The sequence below is a fragment of the Flavihumibacter sp. ZG627 genome (genome assembly GCF_000814325.1).
GTDB lineage: Bacteria > Bacteroidota > Bacteroidia > Chitinophagales > Chitinophagaceae > Flavihumibacter.
Window position 1 is genome coordinate 61,846 of record NZ_JPHF01000006.1, and the last position, 18,442, is coordinate 80,287.

Sequence of the window (18,442 nt, forward strand, 5' to 3'; positions counted from 1 at the left end):
AAATGATCGCTTTACATGTTTGATTCCTTACAGTTGGTTGAATGCCCCCGGGATGCTATCCAGGGTTGGCATTCCCCGGTTTCCACAGAACAAAAAGTTCGTTATATCAATGCGCTTTTAAAGGTAGGATTTCAAACTATAGACTTCGGAAGTTTTGTATCCCCAAAAGCGATTCCCCAGATGGCGGACACAAAGGAGGTTCTTGCTGCACTGGATCTTAGTGTTACAAAATCTTCACTTCTCGCAATTATCGCTAATAAAAGAGGTGCTGAGGAAGCAGTGTCGTATGATTCAATCCGTTACCTTGGGTTTCCACTTTCAGTTTCAGAAACATTTCAGCAACGAAATACAAATAGCTCTATTGATTCATCTCTGAAGATAGTGGAAGAGATCCAGGACCTTTGCCTGCATCGCAAAAAAGGACTGGTGGTTTATCTTTCCATGGGATTTGGTAATCCCTATGGAGATCCATGGTCAGCCGATATTGTATTTGAAAAGGCATCATTGCTGGCCAATATGGGAATTGATACAATATCTCTGGCTGATACTGTGGGTGTGGCCACTGCCACCCAGGTTTTTGATCTGACTTCCCAACTTATTAGGGAAATGATTGGAGTAAGAATTGGTGTACATCTTCATGCGACCCCAATTAAATGGCTTGAAAAAGTTGAAGCAGCATTTAAAGCAGGTTGTCGCCGGTTTGATGGTGCCTTGAAAGGTATTGGAGGCTGCCCAATGGCAGGAAATGCGTTGGTTGGAAATATTGATACAACTAACCTCATTTGGTATCTCGAAAAGGAAAAACTTAACACAGGGCTAAATATGCAGGCCCTTGAGGAAGCATCCGAGATTGCTAATGAAATTTTCAATTAACCCATGTGCCATGAAATTTATTGCAGATATAACTATCAAAGGCCCGGAAACACCAATAGAATATAGAGACCCTATCTTCCTGATCGGTTCATGCTTCACTGAACATATTGGCAATAAACTGCAAGATCTTAAATTCAATATAGTTCAGAATCCCCACGGAATTCTCTTTGATCCGATCAGTGTATGTAACAGCCTTAACAGTTATATTGAACGCAGCCATTATAATGATGATCACCTTATACTGTTGAATGAGCTCTGGCAGAGTTGGAGCCATCATTCAAAGTTTTCAGGAACAAATAAAGCTGAAGTGCTGAGGCTTATCAATGAATCTCAGGATCGGGCAAACGCACATCTTAAAACTGCCCGATGGCTGATTATTACCCTTGGTTCCGCCTTTTCTTACAGGCTCGTTGATTCAGAAAGTCCGGTGGCAAATTGTCATCGGGCCCCTTCCCAGTGGTTTCGAAAGCATATGTGCACAATTGATGAAATAGTAACCGCTCTTGATAATACGCTCTACCGCTTATTTCACTTTAATCCTGATCTGAAGATAATTTTTACAATTAGTCCTGTGCGTCATTTACGTGACGGGGTTATCGATAATAACAGGAGTAAGGCAAGGCTACTGGAATCGGTGCATCATCTTGTCAATAAATTCAACAGGCTCTATTATTTCCCGGCCTATGAGCTGGTGATTGACGTGTTGCGTGATTATAGATTCTATGATATTGATCTTGCCCATCCCAATTACCAGGCCACTGAATTTGTTCTTGATGCATTCCGAAAACATTATATTTCAGGGCCTTCACAAGATATCATGGAACAGATACAGCAAATCGTAAATGCAAGGCGCCACAAACCCTTTCAACCTCAAACACAAGCCCACCGGCAATTTCTTCACAATTTTGCAGTAAAAGCACATCAGCTGCAACAAGAGCATCCGTACTTGTTATTGCAGGATGAGATTGAGTTTTTCAAGGCATCATAAGTCTGTTTCTAATTGTTCAAGTAACACTAGTTGATGAAACGCTTTGATGAGGTGGTCTTCTTCGTTTATTGGATCTTCACCCAACTTATTTGATAGATACTTAATTGTATGCTCAAGTGTTTGCCTGTACTCATCAATCAGGTTTACGTAATTTAAATTAGTAAGGTCAGCTGGTTGATGAACATAATGAGATTTTTCACGTAAACATGCAATTATATGTGTGGCTTTTAAGAGGTAGCGAATATTAGCACGAAGAATTGTTTCTTCAAAAAGTTGATAGGTATCATTCAAACTAATCATGAAAATTTATTTATGATTTTAATGAATACGGTCACCCCTGATCTCAAGGGTATGCATTATTTCCACTTCGTGCCGGAGCCATTCATTCCATCGATGTCGGACTTTTTCCCTGTCAATATAATGCTCTGCGAGTTCTATGAATAGCCTGTAATGGCCCGCTTCGCTTTCCATAAAACGGCGATAAAATTTTCTAAGGTACTCATCACCCAGCCCTTCGCTTAACCTCTTAAATCGTTCACAACTGCGGGCTTCAATTAGAGCCATAGTTAATAGCCTGTCCAGAAACCGGTCCTCCGGATGTCCGTCTTTTTTTTGAAAAATTAGCAGCTGGTTTACATATTCATCTTTTCTCTGTTTTCCAAGTTTCAATCCCCTTTTATTCAACTCCTGCAGAACAAGCCTGAAATGCCCCCATTCTTCTGACACAATAGGAGCTAGTTCCCTTACCATCAGTTCTCTGTCACTGTATTTCTGAATAAGTGAAATGCAGGTGGTGGCAGCTTTTTGTTCACAATAGGCATGATCGGTTAATACGGCTTCTAATGAAATGGCAGCCAGGTCAACCCATCTGGGATCTGTAGGTAATTGAAGTCCGAGGATATTTTTTACATCGCTATTTTCAGTCATTTCCATTATGAGCCTTAATTTGGCGGTAAATTAAATATTCCGGATGAAAGAAGCATTTCTTGAAAAGAAACTTGAAGAAAGGAAGAATGAGGGTGCTTTGAGAAAACTCTCCCTCCGGAAGGAGATGATGGATTTCTGTTCCAATGATTATCTTGGCCTGGCAGGTATTTCCCGAAATAATGGTTATTATCAATCACAGCAATTATTGCTGGAAGGATTATCGCATGGCAGTACTGGATCCAGGTTGTTATCAGGAAACAGCGTGATGGCAGAAAATATTGAATCTATGATTGCCAGCTTTCATGATGCCCCTGCCGCCCTCTTGTTTAATTCAGGCTATGATGCTAATACAGGTCTTCTCTCAGTTCTTGGAAAAAAAGGTGATTATATACTCTATGACAAGCTTTCTCATGCATCCATTCGTGATGGTATCAGACTGGGGTATGCAACTGCCTGGCCTTTTGAACACAATTCCATAGAGTCACTGATAAGCAAACTTAAAAATGCCCGGCAAGCTCATTTAAATGATGCAGGAGAAGGAGAGATTTTTGTAGTAACGGAATCTGTTTTTTCCATGGATGGAGATATTGCTCCGTTAGTAGAAATGGTGGAAGTGTGTGATCGTTATGGGGCTCACCTGGTTGTTGATGAGGCCCATGCCCTTGGTATAATTGGAGAGAGGGGAGAAGGCTGCTGTCAGAGTTTTGATGTACATGCTAAATGTATGGCCAGAATATATACTTATGGAAAAGCTGCCGGGGCACATGGTGCGGCAATAGTTGGGAGTACGATTCTTAAGGAATACCTGCTAAATTTTGCACGATCGTTTATTTACACTACAGCATTGCCTCCCGTTAGTTTAATTGGTATCCAATATGCTTATGAACGCTTTCCGCAAATGGGGAAAGAAAGAATGCACCTGCATAAACTAATTAGCATCTTTCGTGATGCTGTACTTGTTCATGAAAAACTGGATTCAAATACTGCCATTCAGGGAGTGATAGTACCTGGTAATTATACGGTACGATTGTTGGCAGAGAAAATTCAGGATGCCGGCTTTGATGTCAGGCCCGTCATGTATCCAAGTGTACCGAAGGGGAAGGAGCGTTTAAGGATTGTATTGCACGCTTATAACACTCCGCAGGAACTCGAAATGCTTATCGGACACCTGCAATAACTTATTTCATCATGAATAGAACCAGGAGTATCACAAAAAGCAATCCCAATATAGTTTTGCTGCTTAAAATTTGTTTGGTATAATTTGTTTTCATAATGATGCGTTTATAAATGATGAACAGGGTTTCATAAATATGACATCAAAAACAGCAGGAAGTTTACCCATAAACCTGTTAAATAGAAATTAATATTATTTTTAGCCAAAGCAATAAAGATCAAATGAGATTAATCTTCCTGGCTGGTGCCGCTCTTTTTACCATCGGATTAATATACTTATTGAATGGTAGCCAGGTTTTACCAGCCCCGCTGGGTAAACTGCTGAGCCCGCAGCATGGGGTATGGCAGAATGCCGAGGCAGTTGATGAATCCTTTGATGGTGATATTAGTATTCGTGGATTAAAAGGCAATACAGATGTATATATAGACGAAAGACTTGTACCACACGTTTTTGCGGAACAGGAAGATGATCTCTATTTCGTTCAGGGTTACCTGCATGCAAAATTCAGATTATGGCAAATGGAATTCCAGACCCACGCTGCTGCAGGTAGGCTTAGTGAAATTTTAGGAGAGGGTCCGGATAGCAGAATTCTTCAGTATGATCGAAGCATGAGGCGGCTGGGTATGGTGTATGCCGCGGAACGTTCAATGGAGGAAATGGAAAAATCACCTGCTTCCAAAGCACAATATGAGGCCTACTCTAATGGAGTGAATGCATATATTGATCAGATGACCGAAGCAGAATTGCCTCTTGAATACAAACTCCTTGGGTATTACCCTGAAAAGTGGACACCATTTAAAACAGCATTGTTCCTGAAATACATGAGCTATGATCTTGCAGGAAGGGAAGATGATCTTGAATTCTCCAATGCACGTGATAATTTTTCTAAAGCTGATTTTGAATCAATATTTAATATTCTGTCAGACTCACTTAAACCGGTAGTTCCTAATACAATTGAAAATCCTTATCCAGTAAAACCTGTAGTAGATCTAGCGCCACCTGCAAATGCGGATTCATTGTATTATTCTTTTCGCAATGATAGTCTCACTGCTTCCGATCCCTTTAAACCCGCTCGTGAAAATGGCAGCAATAATTGGGCTGTAGCTGGAAGCAAAACAAAAAGTGGCCGCCCGATCCTGGCAAATGATCCACATCTGGGTCTCAACTTACCTTCCTTATGGTTCGAAATGCAACTAACTACTCCGGAATTTAGTGCCTATGGGGCAAGCTTTCCAGGCTCACCAAATGTGATCATTGGATTCAATGAACATATTGCTTTCGGATTTACAAATGCTGGCCGTGATGTGAAAGATTATTATGAGATACAGTTCCAGGACCAGGGAAATAATGCATATCTGTATAATGGCGAATGGAAACCATCCACCAAACGAGTGGAGATCATTCGCATTAAAGGGCAGTCACTCCTGAGAGACACTGTTGTATACACTCACTTCGGTCCGGTTATGTATGACCATACTTTCAAAGCTTCAGAAAGGGAAGTTCGTAATCTCGCTGTGAGATGGAAAGCACATGACAGCAGTAATGATGGCCTTGCTTTTTATGGTCTTAATCATGCAAAAAATTATGAAGAATATCTTGCTGCTATCAGAAACCTGGGCTGCCCCGGACAGAATTGCATTTTTGCTTCCCGAAGTGGTGATATCGGTATCTGGCAACAGGGTGAATTCCCCGCAAAATGGCGGCGGCAGGGAGATTTTATTATGCCAGGTACAGACAGTAGTTATATGTGGAAGGCAATGATTCCTCAGTCTGAAAACCCCCATATGGTTAATCCCCCCCGGGGATATGTGAGCAGTGCCAACCAGCTTTCTACCGATAGCAGCTATCCTTACTATACAGGAAATGTATTTCCAGTTTACCGTGGATATATAATCAACAGGATGCTTGATAGTGCTTCCCACATTACGCCTGAGGACATGATGAAGATGCAGTGCGATAATTATAATGTGAAGGCTGAATTTGCCAGGGAAATTCTGCTTCGTACTAATACCAATGTACTTGATGAAACAGCACGTAAATATTTTGAAACCTTCAGAAGCTGGGACCTTAGAAATGAGATTGGATCAATGGGTGCAACTGTTTTCGAATTATGGTGGCAGCAATTACAACAGCTAATCTGGAATGACGAATTTACATTGGCCGGCGTTCCATTGCCCTGGCCATCTGAATATGCCCTGGTTGAATCTCTGAAAAATGACAGTGCTTATAAATTCACTGATGATATCAACACTCCTGCAAAAGAGTCGCTTGAGGATATGCTTGCACTTTCTCTGAAAAAAGCAAGCGATTCCCTGTCAAGGCTTGAGCGGGAAGGAAGAGGACAGTGGGAGAAGGCAAAAGATACCCGTATCACACATCTTCTCAAAGTCATCGATCCGCTTAGCCGATTGCATGTGCGTGTAGGTGGGGGAAAAGGAATAATTAATGCAACCAACCGTGATAATGGTCCGAGCTGGCGTATGGTTGTGCACATGACTGATGGTATCGAAGCTTATGGAATTTATCCGGGCGGACAAAGCGGTAATCCGGGCAGTCGTTATTATGATAATTTTATTGATGACTGGGCGGGAGGTAAATACTATGAACTTTGGATGATGAAAAAAGAAGAAAATAAGGATAAAAGAATCCGTTGGACTATGCGTTTTCGAGCAGCCTGACCAATTTTGAAACAACTAACAAGTAAAGATGAAATTCCTGATCTCCCTTCTCCTGACAGCTCTTCTTAGCTTTGCCCTGAGTCTTTTCTTACCCTGGTGGATTATTGCAGTGGCAGCATTTATTGTTGCAGTATTCATTTGCCAACACCCCGGAAAAGCTTTCCTGGCGGCATTTCTATCCCTTTTTCTCTTTTGGACCATCATGGCATGGTCTATAAGTTCCGCTAACGAAGATATCCTGGCTTCTAAAGTATCAATGGTAATACTGAAGCAGGATAATCCATTTCTACTGATTCTTCTTACAGGTTTAATCGGCGCCCTGGTGGGGGGATTAGGTGCTCTTACCGGAAGCCTTGCAAGATGGGCAATGAATAATCAAAGGCAATAAAAGTTATTGGCCTGTAAACTCAAACTGTTTTATTAATTTTGCATCCGTCCAGGAAATTTTGTTCACAAGGTAAGTGTCCTTAAAATTTCAAATAAAGATGCCCGTATTACACAATCGTGTCTCCCAGGAGGAGCTGAAAAAACGTTTAATGGAAGAGTCCGAACCCCGGACCACTATTTCCTTTTACCAATATTTTTTTATTGAGAATCCGCAGGAGTTCCGTGATCAACTCTATAGCCAGCTGAATGCAATGAAAGTATTTGGTCGGATTTATGTTGCTAATGAAGGGATCAATGCGCAGATAAGCGTTCCTTCATCCGGTTTTGACGCGCTTCGCCAATACCTGTACTCCATTCCTGAACTCAATGGTTTGCGTCTGAACATAGCTGTGGATGATGACGGAAAATCATTCTGGGTGCTGAAAATAAAAGTGCGTGATAAGATTGTAGCAGATGGAATTGATGACCCTGCATTTGATATGCGTCGTAAAGGCCGTTATGTAGACGCCGTCACATTCAATAATCTCACGGAAGATCCCCAAACCATAGTAATTGATATGAGAAACCACTATGAATATGAAGTGGGTCATTTTGATGGAGCAATAGAAGTACCCAGCGATACATTCAGGGAGCAATTACCAATGGCTGCAGAAATGATGGAGGCGCATAAAGAGCAGAATATCATCATGTATTGCACAGGTGGAATAAGATGTGAAAAGGCAAGTGCCTATCTTTTGCATAAAGGTTTCAAAAATGTATTTCACCTTGAAGGCGGTATAATCAATTATGCAAATAAGGTTAAGGAAGAAGGATTGAAAAATAAATTCAGGGGGAAGAATTTTGTATTTGATAACCGTATGGGAGAGAGAATCAGTGAGGAAGTGCTGGCCCATTGCCACCAATGTGGTGAACTGGCCGATACCCATGTTAATTGTACCAATGAAGCTTGTCACCTGCTCTTCATTCAATGTAGCAAATGTGCCTCAGTTTATGACGGATGTTGCAGCAGAGAATGCCAGGATTTTATAAAGCTGCCGGAAGAAAAACAGAAATTACTGCGTAAAGGCATCATGAAAAACCAGAATGTTTTCAATAAAAGCCGTGCGAGACTCAGGCCGAAGAAGATCTCTTAACAATTTATTGGTGGGGAAAATACCCCTCTTTTCCGGGGAAGATGACCATGGTAAGTGTGGCTGATAGTGGTAAATTTGGGTTGTGCTTCTAAACCTTAATTACCACATCGAAACCTTTTGTTATGAAAAAGAAAATTGCAATTATCGCGACCGCGATACTCCTGCTGGGAGTAACATCAACCAGTGTTGTAAATGCAAACCCCGAATTGCGCAGCACTCCAGCCAGCACTTTTGGAATCCTTGACGATTCCTCAGTTTCCCCAATGACAAGTTTTGCCAATGCCCTGGTATTGTTAGACAAAAATCTCTTCCGGAAATTTGATAAAGCTTTCCCAAGTGCATCTAATGCTAGTTGGTACAGGGAAGGTAAAAAAACTAAATTCTATTTTAACCAGAGTAATAGAATCATCCGTACCAGCATGAATGACAGGGGACAGTTTGATTATATAATCCAATATTATCCCGCTACAGAATTGCCAGAGGATGTTGCCCAGTCTGTTCAGGATGAATTCAAAGGATATGTTCTCGACAAGGTTACTGAAGTTAATATTGATGAAAAAAATGCATATATCATTATTATCAAAGGAATGCGGGATTGGCTAAAAGTAAAGTTCCTGGATGGTGAAGTAACTGTGATGAACACATTTAGTTACGATCGTTGAAAAAAAGAAGATAGTTTATTCACCGGATGCATATGCGTCCGGTTTTTTTATTGTAGTTCCCCATACTTGGTTTTCCTCAACCTTCTTTGGTATTGCTTTGCCTTTCCGAAATCGAAATAACGCTAACTTTGCCGGTCCGGGTAATTAACGCTTACCTGGATTACTTGATTATGAAACTATTTCCTGAATCGGCGATCGTACAGCTGGAATTCGAAAAGATCCGGACCCTGCTCGAGCAGCATTGCAAAACAGAATATGCAAAGCAAAAAAGCCTCGGATTGCGGATTCATACACGTTTGTCATTCATCGAAACAGAACTACGGCAGAGCCATGAATTCCGGCAATTATTACAACACTCAGTATATTTCCCCAACGACTTTATTCTTAACCTGGCCAAGGAACTTAAATTATTGGGGATTCCGGGGGCTGTATTATCTGGGGAACAGTTCATTCATATTCGCAAACTCGCTGAAAATATCCAGAATATTTTCAGATGGTTCGATAACGAACGCCGCCTTGCTTACAGCGGACTTGCGTTGGTGCTGGAAGGCACCTACTATGAAAAACAGATCAAAGATCGGATAAATGAAATTCTTGATGATCAGGGTGTGGTAATGGATCATGCTTCGGAGGAATTACGCCGCATCCGGGTTAGCCTATACAAAAAAAGAGGAGACCTGCGCCGGGTCTTTGAAAGGGTAGTTCAGAAACTCAATAAACAAGGATACCTGGCCGATATCGAGGAATCTTTCCTGAATGGAAGACGGGTGCTGGCCGTGTTTGCAGAACAAAAAAGAATGATCAAAGGAATCCTTCATGGTGAAAGTGATACAAGAAGAACTGCCTTTATTGAACCTGAGGAAACCATAGAACTCAACTATGAAGTTTATTCACTTGAAAACGAAGAGCAACGTGAAATTTACCGCCTACTCTGGGCTCTGACTGCTGATTTATCGGGCCATGCTGAATTATTGAAGACCTATCTTCAGGTTGCCGGAGAATATGATTTTATACGCGCAAAAGCAAGGCTCGCCCAGGACTATAACGGCGAATATCCCATGGTAGTGGATAAAGCTCATATCCACGCTGTGAATGCTTACCACCCTCTGCTCTATATTTATAATAAGCGATTGGAGAAACCTACCATACCGGTCAGTATTACCCTCGACGACAGGAACCGGATACTAGTAATTAGTGGCCCGAATGCAGGAGGAAAAACAGTCACCATGAAAACCATTGGCCTGAACCAAATGATGGTGCAGGCAGGATTACTTGTACCTGTTCATCCCTCATCGGTTTTCGGCATTTTTAAACAGTTGATGATACATATTGGTGACACCCAGAGCCTTGAATTTGAACTAAGTACATACAGCTCCCATCTCAAGAACATGAAACATTTCATGGAAACGGCCAATGGTAAAACCTTATTCTTTATCGATGAACTCGGGAGTGGCTCCGACCCCAACCTGGGTGGCGCTTTTGCTGAAGTGATCATGGAAGAACTTGCGCGTAAACATGCAATGGGTATAGTTACCACCCACTACCTGAACCTTAAGGTAATGGCAAATAAAACACCCGGAATAATTAATGGCGCCATGGCTTTTGATGAGCAAAACCTGATGCCCCTGTATAAATTAATCATCGGAAAACCAGGAAGCTCTTATACTTTTTCAATCGCAGAGCGGATAGGGCTCGAAAAACGTTTGATTGAACGTGCCCGGCAAATGGTGGATGAAGATCATTTTAGCCTCGATCGCCTTCTCAACCGAACTGAACAGGATCTCCGCGAACTTGAGCTAAAAGAAAAGGAACTCAGTAAATTATTGAAAGAGAATGAGCGACTGAAAAAAGAAATGGAACAGGTGCTTGATAAAGAAAAACACCGCCAGCAAGTTGAACTGCTTAAAGAACAGAACCGTATCTCAGAAGAGAAAATGATGCAACTCAAGGATATGGATCGCAAGATGAAACAGATCCTGATAGAGTGGAAAAAAACTTCCGATAAGGAAAAAGTGATGAAAGAAATGTTCTCATTGCTTTTCAAAAAGGACGAGAAACAGGTTGTAAATAAACTTCAGAAAAAAATTGATTCAAAATTTGATGAGGTGGGTGGTGAAATAAAGGTGGGAATTAAAGTAAAGATGAGGCGAAACCACCAGGTTGGCGAAGTGATTGAATTAAGGGGAAAACGCGCAGTGGTTAAGATCGGGCTTCTTCCTATGCAGGTCGACATAAAGGACCTCGTGGCGGTTATAGAAAAGCCGGTAATTGAATAATGGCGTAACATAGATTATTTTAATTTCATATACGGGAATAAAATTTTTATCTTACCACATCCTTAGAAAAACGGGTAGCTCTGAACTGTAGGCATTCCTTATACCTAAAACAGTTACTATGAAATGGTTTATCCGGATTTCAATCGCAAGTCTTCTATTTTTAATTTACACCATCCCGGTCCATTCTCAACTTATTAAAGATCTCCAGAAAAGAGCTGAATGGAAGTTGAAACAGAAAGCCAACCAGAAAGTTGATGATGCCATTGGTAAAACAGTGGATGGAAAACCAAAAAACAAGGAGACCTCTGCAAAGGAAAATGATAAATCGAAGAAGAAAGCCGGCGATCCCGACAAAACTGAGGAAAAAGAAACTGGAGCTGTTACTGATTCAAAGGGAACTTCTACAAAATCCTTCAAGTCATATTCCAAATTTGATTTCGTTGCCGGTGAGAAACTGGTAGTATATGAGGACTTTAGTAAAGATGCTGTCGGAGATTTTCCCCTGCATTGGAACACAAATGCCGGGGGTGAGGTTGTGACTGTTGAGGGAAGTGATGTACGTTGGCTTAAACTTCCGAAAGAGGGAGTATTCCATCCTGAATTCATTAAAGACCTTCCCGAGAATTTTACATTGGAATTTGATCTCATTTGCACCAATCCTTTTAGTTTTTATTCCACTGCCTTAATGGTGAATATGGTTCAACTTAATGAGCCTTCCGAGTTCGAGAACTGGGGTCGCTTTATCCGCTCAGGTAATAAGGGGGCGCGATTTTCAATCCACCCAACAAGTGCTGGAAACGGATCTGGGCGCCTTGAATTTTTCTGGATCGAGAATCGTAAGGAATCCATGAAGAATGAAGTTGATGTGAGCCAGTTTCATGCCAAAACAGATAATATAGCCCATATCTCAATGTGGCGTCAGAACCAGCGGATGCGGATCTATGTTGACGAAGAAAAGGTGTTTGATCTGCCAAAAGCAATTCCTCCCTCCACAAAATTGAATGCATTGCTTTTTACATTGGGTGGCTATCATGACAAGGCCGATCATTATCTCATAAGCGGCCTCAGGCTTGCGGTTGGTGCTCCTGATACACGCCATAAACTCATAAATGAAGGAAAATACTCAACAACCGGAATTCTATTTGATGTTAACTCAGATAAGATCAAACCCGAATCCTACGGTACTTTAAAGGATCTTGCATCTGTACTTAAAGAGAATGGAGTTGTTAAGGTTAAAGTTATAGGACACACTGATAGTGATGGTGATGCAGGGAATAATATGGAACTTTCCAAAAAACGCGCATCAGCGGTCAAAGCCAGCCTCGTTAATGATTTCGGAATTGAAGCAGGGCGGATAGAGACAGATGGAAAAGGAGCTTCACAACCTGTTGGAGATAATGCAAAGGCTGAGGGAAAGGCACAAAACAGAAGAGTTGAATTCCTCAAACAATAATGGCTGCCTTTTAAGATCAGGGTAATAAACTGCTTATCTTTCTGCTAAGAATGTATATAAGACTGCAAATGGGAGATCGTTTCTGCCTGGTTTGCTATAACTGCTTTAATGACATCATTCACTGAAATTATACCCACCAGGTATTGATCATTAAATACCGGTAGATAACGGATATTATTGACCGACATCAGTTGCATACATTCTTCAATTGAACTATCGGGACTAATCCTTGGTAGATCAGTACTCATGATATCTGAAACCATGGAATCAGTGGAAGATTTACCCTTTAGGATCACTTTTCTCGCATAGTCCCTTTCTGTCAATAAGCCTTTGTATTGATCATCTTCCGTAACCAGGATAGAGCCTATGTTATTATCTGCCATGATCTTTAATGCATCCAAAACAGTAGTGGAGGGCACAACACTGATGAGCTGGCGGTTTTTGCGTGCCAGTATATCTGCTACTTTTTTCATACAGAAGCTTTAGGATTAAGCCTTAAGGTACATATTTATTGGGATAATGTGAAAGTTGCCCAGTCCTTATCTTTGGGCTTGACCGAAATGACAAATGCAAGCTGATGAATGAAGAGAAGCAACGACTGAATGATCCGCTCTGGAAGAAATGGGGACCTTATGTGTCAGACCGCCAATGGGGTACTGTACGGGAAGATTACAGCGAGGATAGCAATACCTGGGAGGCGGTTTCCTATGATATGGCCCGGAGTTATGCCTACCGCTGGGGTGAGGACGGCATTGGCGGTATTTCCGATGATCATCAGAATCTTTGTTTTTCACTGGCATTGTGGAATAAAAAAGACCCCTGGCTGAAAGAGAGGTTGTTTGGACTTACCGGCCCCCGGGGAAATCATGGGGAGGACGTTAAGGAGCTTTATTATTACCTCGATTGTTCCCCCTCACACTCCTATATGAAGATGCTTTATAAGTATCCACAAAGAGCATTTCCATATGATCAGCTTTACCAGGAAAATGATAAGCGTAGCCGGGAAGAACCGGAATATGAACTTCTTGATACTGGAATATTTGACAAAGGCGATTATTTCGATGTCTTTATTGAATATGCAAAAGCAGACCCAACTGATATTCTCATTAAGATATCAATTGCAAATCGTCATAAAGAAGCAGCTCCTATTTCTGTACTCCCAACTATTTGGTTCAGGAATACATGGGCATGGGGGCGTGATGATTACAAACCCACCATGGAAGCGGAAGGCGCTGGATATATCAAAATTCATCATCAACGCATAGGACATTATTATCTTTATTGTAACGGAAATAATGAGCTTCTCTTTTGCGAAAATGAAACCAATACCAAGAGACTCTATGGCAAGAAAGGTATACAACCAGTAGCAAAAGATGGTATCAATGATTATGTTGTAAACAGGAAGCGAACTGTTCTCAATAAGTCGAAATCTGGTACTAAGGCCGCTGCACACTATAATCTAGTAGTAGGGGCAGGTGAAACCCTCACCCTTCAGCTCAGGCTTTCCAAACATGCACTTGATCATCCATTCCATGATTATGATGCGGTATTCTGGCGTCGTATTTCAGAGAATGATGAATACTATGCTGATAAACAAAGGGTTGTACTCTCGGCTGAAGACAGGATGATCCAAAGACAGGCCTTCGCGGGTATGCTTTGGAGCAAACAATTTTATTACTATGATGTAGAACAATGGGTGAATGGCGACCCCAAAAAGCCTGCACCTTTCCATCGTCCATGGGGTCGCAACCACGATTGGACCCACCTTAATAATGCCGACATCATATCCATGCCTGATAAATGGGAGTATCCCTGGTATGCTGCATGGGATCTTGCTTTTCACTGCATACCTCTTGCATATCTCGATCCTGGTTTCGCCAAGAGCCAACTGCTGCTGCTAACCAAAGAATGGTATATGCATCCCAATGGTCAGTTTCCAGCTTATGAGTGGAATCTTGGAGATGTAAATCCCCCAGTTCATGCCTGGGCTACCTGGCGGGTATATGAAATTGATAAGGTCAATAATGATGGTAAAGGAGATATAGCCTTTCTCGAAAGTGTATACCATAAACTACTGCTGAACTTTACCTGGTGGGTTAACCGGAAAGACCATGATGGGAACAATATCTTCCAGGGAGGTTTCCTTGGGCTGGACAATATCGGGGTCTTTGATCGCAGTGCGCCTCTTCCCGGTGGGGGACATCTTGAGCAAAGTGATGGTACAAGCTGGATGGCCATGTATTGCCTCAACCTCCTTCGCATTTCATTGGAACTGGCAACCCATAATCATGTGTATGCCGACATGGCCACGAAGTTCTTTGAGCATTTTGTTTATATAGCCAAGGCCGTCAATAGCTTCGGTGAACGGGAATCCGGGCTATGGGATGAAAAAGACCAGTTCTTTTATGATGTTCTTAAAAAGCCCGACGGGTCAGAACAGAAATTAAGGGTAAGGTCAATGGTTGGCTTAATCCCGCTTTTTGCAGTTGAGGTAATTGATCACAGTCTCTTCGAACAAATACCAGAATTTGTGCAAAGGCTGGAGTGGTTCCTGAAGCATAAATCATCATATGCAACCGTGATCTCTGAATGGAGTAGTACACTAAAAGATTCTAAGCATTTGCTATCATTGATTAGGGCCGAAAAACTTATCGCCATACTGCGCAGGGTTCTTGATGAAACAGAATTTCTTAGCGATTATGGTATCCGGGCACTATCTAAATACCATGAGGAAAAACCATTTGAAATAGAGGTGGAGGGAAATAAATTTGGCGTAAAATATCTCCCGGGTGAATCTGATAGTAGCATGTTTGGTGGCAACTCTAACTGGAGAGGTCCCATCTGGTTCCCACTGAACTATCTGCTGATTGAATCATTGCAGCGGTACCATTATTATTATGGAGATGCACTTAAAGTGGAATATCCAACAGGAAGCGGAACATTCCTGACTCTGGACCAGGTGGCTGATGAGCTTGCAGCAAGACTGGTCAGAATATTCCGGATGGACAAAGATGGCCGACGACCACTGGCAGGGGAATTTGAACTTTTGAATAAAGACCCTTATTTCAAAGATTATATCCTGTTCTTTGAATATTTTAATGGTGATAATGGTAAAGGAATAGGGGCTTCACATCAAACAGGATGGACGGGGCTGGTAGCAAAATTACTTCATCCGCGTCATTAAGGAACACTAGTAAAAACATCATCAATGAGGAGGTCAGCCGGTTCTCTTATAGTAGCTGCTATTTTTATTCTTTCCGTAAATTATGCCACTGCGCAGAGCGGTAAAACTGCCCGCGAACTCGGTATAAATATTGGTGTTATGAAGCCAGGTAACTGGAACGCTATCACAGATGTAGCAGGAGTTAAAGTTGGTCATATTACCTTGGTTAGAGGTGACTCAGTGCGCACAGGCGCCACCGCCATTATTCCTCATGAGGATAATTTATTTCAAAGTAAGACTCCTGCTGCAATCTTTAGAGCAAATGGATTCGGAAAACTTGCCGGATCTACTCAGGTGGACGAGTTGGGTAACCTTGAAACACCTGTTTTACTAACTAACACATTGGCAGTAGCTGATGCCATGCAGGCTATTATTGACTATACACTTCTTCAGCCTGGAAATGAGAATATACAATCCGTTAATGCACTGGTGGGAGAAACAAATGATGGCTGGCTGAATGATATCAGGGGCAGACATCTCACCAGAAAAGATATCATTAAAGCTATTGCATCTGCTAAAAGCGGTGAAGTAGAGCAGGGTGCCGTAGGAGCCGGAACAGGTACGGTTTGTTTTGGATTTAAAGGCGGTATTGGAAGCTCCTCCAGAAAATTGCCGGAAACACTTGGAGGATATACAGTGGGCGTGTTGGTGCAATCAAATTTTGGAGGTGTGCTTCAGGTTAATGGAGTACCGGTGGGAGAAGAACTTGGTCGGTTTTCTTTTAGCAACCAGTTATTGAATAATGTTGATGGATCTTGTATGATAGTTGTTGCAACCGATGCCCCGCTTGATGCCAGAAACCTGGAAAGATTGGCCAAACGGGCTTTTCTGGGATTAGCAAAAACAGGTGGAATAGCATCGAATGGAAGTGGAGATTATGTTATCGCCTTTTCCACTTTCAAAGGCAATCGTATTCCTCATGACGCTAAAGAAAAGGACCTGCCATTGGTCGTTTTACATAATGATTATACAACGCCTGTCTTCATGGCAGCCATTGAAGCAACTGAAGAAGCAATAATTAATTCTATGCTCATGGCAACCACCACAAAAGCAAAAGGAAAGGTGGTAGACGCATTAACTCCCACCATACTAATACCGATTTTAAAAAAATATAATCGTCTTCAACGCTAATGAATCGTTTAACCCTTATAAATGATGCCCTTGCTCCTGCTGACCAGGCACTCATCCATGTTTCCGATCTTGCTTTGCAAAGAGGATATGGAATATTTGATTTTTTCAAAGTGATTAACGGCAACCCCGTATTCCTGGATAATCACCTTGATCGTTTTTATCGTTCTGCCGCCAGGATGCGACTCCAGCCTGTTATGCCTGCAGATATTTTACGGGAAAAGATCGCCGAACTTATTGCTGCAAATAATTTAATTCAATCTGGTGTTCGAATTACCCTCACAGGTGGATATTCACCCGACGGGTATACTATTAGCCATCCTAACCTGATAGTCACAGAGCAACCCCTTAACCTTCCCACTTCAATTCACGAGCAAGGAATCAGCCTGATTACATTCCCCTATCAACGGCAATTACCTGATGTGAAGACAATAGATTACCTCATGGCGGTATGGCTTCAGGATAAAATAAGTCAGGCGCAGGCGGCAGATGTTCTATACCATTATGATGATTGTATCACCGAGTGTCCCCGTGCAAATATTTTCATGGTCACCTCTTCCAATGTTTTGATAACCCCTGCTAATAATATACTAAAAGGGGTTACCAGGCACCGGGTTCTTGAGATTGCCGCAGGGGAAATGAAAGTGGAAGAGCGTGATATTAATAAAGAAGAGATTTATAAAGCAAGGGAAGTATTCATTACCAGTACAACGAAACATCTGATGCCCGTAAAATTAATTGATGGCAAGATTATTGGAACCGGAACTGCCGGAGAAACAACCCGATACCTATGCAATAAATACAATCAAAGTGTTTATGGTAAATGAAAAAGGGGTGAACATTCGTCCATCCCTTTCATTAGAATTAAAAGTAAAATTTAGCGTATAGGCGTATTAGTTATTTATTGAATGTTGTTCCGGAAATTAAACCACCATCAGGGATAAGTCCACCTGTTGGTATCAATCCGCGTGACGGAATCAGTCCACCGCTTGATTGAACCCTTCCCGATTTTCTGTCACGTGAGCGGCCAATTGCATAACCCGCACCGGCTCCTACAACACCACCAATTATAGCACCACGGCCACGCTTGTTTTTGTCAATTACAGCACCTGCACCTGCGCCAACTACACCTCCAATCACAGCTCCTTTTGCAGCATCACTCCATCCCTTCTTCTTTGCTGGCTCCATTGCAGCATTTTCACTTGGTATCTCGTAGCTGCCGGTTTTCTGCGGCGCTGGAGAATAATCGGTGTTTACTTTTCTGCTTGTTCTTTTAGAAGCTTTTCGGGCAACTGTTGGCTTCACTGTTTCTTCCACAGGTGTTTCCGTAGTCAGATTTTCTGCAGCCTTTTCTTCACCAGGCTTTTCAATGGTCTGGCAGGCTGCCAGTCCTCCAATAACGATCATTGAGTAGATAATTTTTTTCATGTCTTAGATTTTAGTGTTTAAAAAAATATATGACATGAAGTCCAAATTTGGGACCATTGTGCCAGTTTTACCCTTAGGTACAATCCTATTAACAAAGGATTCTGTTAGCTGT

Annotated in this window: 16 protein-coding genes; 12 read left to right on the forward strand and 4 right to left on the reverse strand. The window is 41.9% G+C overall.

Going from position 1 to position 18,442, the window contains the following annotated elements; translation table 11 throughout:
• Positions 1–15 precede the first annotated feature (15 nt).
• Together HY58_RS12895 and HY58_RS12900 are read left to right on the forward strand one after the other, a co-directional pair.
• On the forward strand, positions 16–873 hold the full coding sequence (locus tag HY58_RS12895) for a hydroxymethylglutaryl-CoA lyase (RefSeq protein WP_039132619.1): 858 nt from the start codon (positions 16–18) through the stop codon (positions 871–873).
• Positions 874–883: 10 nt separating this feature from the next.
• Positions 884–1,861, forward strand: a complete 978-nt coding sequence (locus tag HY58_RS12900) for a GSCFA domain-containing protein (RefSeq protein WP_039132839.1) — start codon at positions 884–886, stop codon at positions 1,859–1,861.
• Here HY58_RS12900 and HY58_RS12905 read toward each other — a convergent pair.
• Both HY58_RS12905 and HY58_RS12910 read right to left on the reverse strand, forming a co-directional pair.
• Complete coding sequence (locus tag HY58_RS12905) at positions 1,856–2,161, reverse strand: hypothetical protein (protein ID WP_039132621.1); 306 nt, start codon at positions 2,159–2,161, stop codon at positions 1,856–1,858. The genes HY58_RS12900 and HY58_RS12905 overlap by 6 nt on opposite strands.
• An 18-nt stretch (positions 2,162–2,179) precedes the next feature.
• On the reverse strand, positions 2,180–2,788 hold the full coding sequence (locus HY58_RS12910) for a tRNA-(ms[2]io[6]A)-hydroxylase (RefSeq protein WP_216593804.1): 609 nt from the start codon (positions 2,786–2,788) through the stop codon (positions 2,180–2,182).
• 43 nt (positions 2,789–2,831) lie between these two features.
• Between HY58_RS12910 and HY58_RS12915 the strand changes: the two genes are divergently transcribed.
• From HY58_RS12915 to HY58_RS12945, 7 genes are all read left to right on the forward strand, one after another.
• The gene (locus tag HY58_RS12915) at positions 2,832–3,965 is read left to right on the forward strand and encodes an aminotransferase class I/II-fold pyridoxal phosphate-dependent enzyme (protein ID WP_039132626.1); all 1,134 of its coding nucleotides are present in this window, start codon (positions 2,832–2,834) and stop codon (positions 3,963–3,965) included.
• Positions 3,966–4,183: 218 nt separating this feature from the next.
• Positions 4,184–6,640, forward strand: a complete 2,457-nt coding sequence (locus HY58_RS12920; protein ID WP_039132628.1) for a penicillin acylase family protein — start codon at positions 4,184–4,186, stop codon at positions 6,638–6,640.
• 28 nt (positions 6,641–6,668) lie between these two features.
• Entirely contained in the window at positions 6,669–7,028 is a 360-nt protein-coding gene (locus tag HY58_RS12925; protein ID WP_039132630.1) for a hypothetical protein, read from the forward strand.
• Between the two features lie 97 nt (positions 7,029–7,125).
• The gene (locus tag HY58_RS12930) at positions 7,126–8,160 is read left to right on the forward strand and encodes a rhodanese-related sulfurtransferase (RefSeq protein WP_039132632.1); all 1,035 of its coding nucleotides are present in this window, start codon (positions 7,126–7,128) and stop codon (positions 8,158–8,160) included.
• A gap of 122 nt (positions 8,161–8,282) precedes the next feature.
• A complete protein-coding gene (locus tag HY58_RS12935; RefSeq protein ID WP_039132634.1) occupies positions 8,283–8,822 on the forward strand; it encodes a hypothetical protein in 540 nt (179 codons plus the stop codon).
• Positions 8,823–8,992: 170 nt separating this feature from the next.
• Complete coding sequence (locus HY58_RS12940) at positions 8,993–11,098, forward strand: DNA mismatch repair protein MutS (RefSeq protein ID WP_039132636.1); 2,106 nt, start codon at positions 8,993–8,995, stop codon at positions 11,096–11,098.
• 118 nt (positions 11,099–11,216) lie between these two features.
• Positions 11,217–12,551, forward strand: a complete 1,335-nt coding sequence (locus tag HY58_RS12945) for an OmpA family protein (protein WP_052324107.1) — start codon at positions 11,217–11,219, stop codon at positions 12,549–12,551.
• A gap of 44 nt (positions 12,552–12,595) precedes the next feature.
• Here HY58_RS12945 and HY58_RS12950 read toward each other — a convergent pair whose 3' ends face one another.
• Positions 12,596–13,024, reverse strand: coding sequence for a CBS domain-containing protein (locus HY58_RS12950; RefSeq protein ID WP_039132638.1), 429 nt, complete (start codon positions 13,022–13,024; stop codon positions 12,596–12,598).
• 104 nt (positions 13,025–13,128) lie between these two features.
• Between HY58_RS12950 and HY58_RS12955 the strand changes: the two genes are divergently transcribed.
• Genes HY58_RS12955 through HY58_RS12965 form a run of 3 tightly spaced genes read left to right on the forward strand, consistent with a single transcriptional unit; the run spans position 13,129 to position 17,729 of the window.
• Complete coding sequence (locus HY58_RS12955; protein WP_039132640.1) at positions 13,129–15,735, forward strand: glucosidase; 2,607 nt, start codon at positions 13,129–13,131, stop codon at positions 15,733–15,735.
• A 24-nt stretch (positions 15,736–15,759) separates the two neighbouring features.
• Complete coding sequence (locus HY58_RS12960) at positions 15,760–16,905, forward strand: P1 family peptidase (protein ID WP_039132642.1); 1,146 nt, start codon at positions 15,760–15,762, stop codon at positions 16,903–16,905.
• Positions 16,905–17,729 (forward strand): aminotransferase class IV, encoded by an 825-nt coding sequence (locus HY58_RS12965; RefSeq protein ID WP_039132644.1) that lies wholly within the window; start codon positions 16,905–16,907, stop codon positions 17,727–17,729. Before HY58_RS12960 ends, HY58_RS12965 begins: the two co-directional genes overlap by 1 nt.
• 70 nt (positions 17,730–17,799) lie before the next feature.
• Here the strand turns inward: HY58_RS12965 and HY58_RS19335 are convergent, their stop codons facing one another.
• Positions 17,800–18,330, reverse strand: a complete 531-nt coding sequence (locus HY58_RS19335; protein ID WP_082022164.1) for a YMGG-like glycine zipper-containing protein — start codon at positions 18,328–18,330, stop codon at positions 17,800–17,802.
• Positions 18,331–18,442 lie beyond the last annotated feature (112 nt).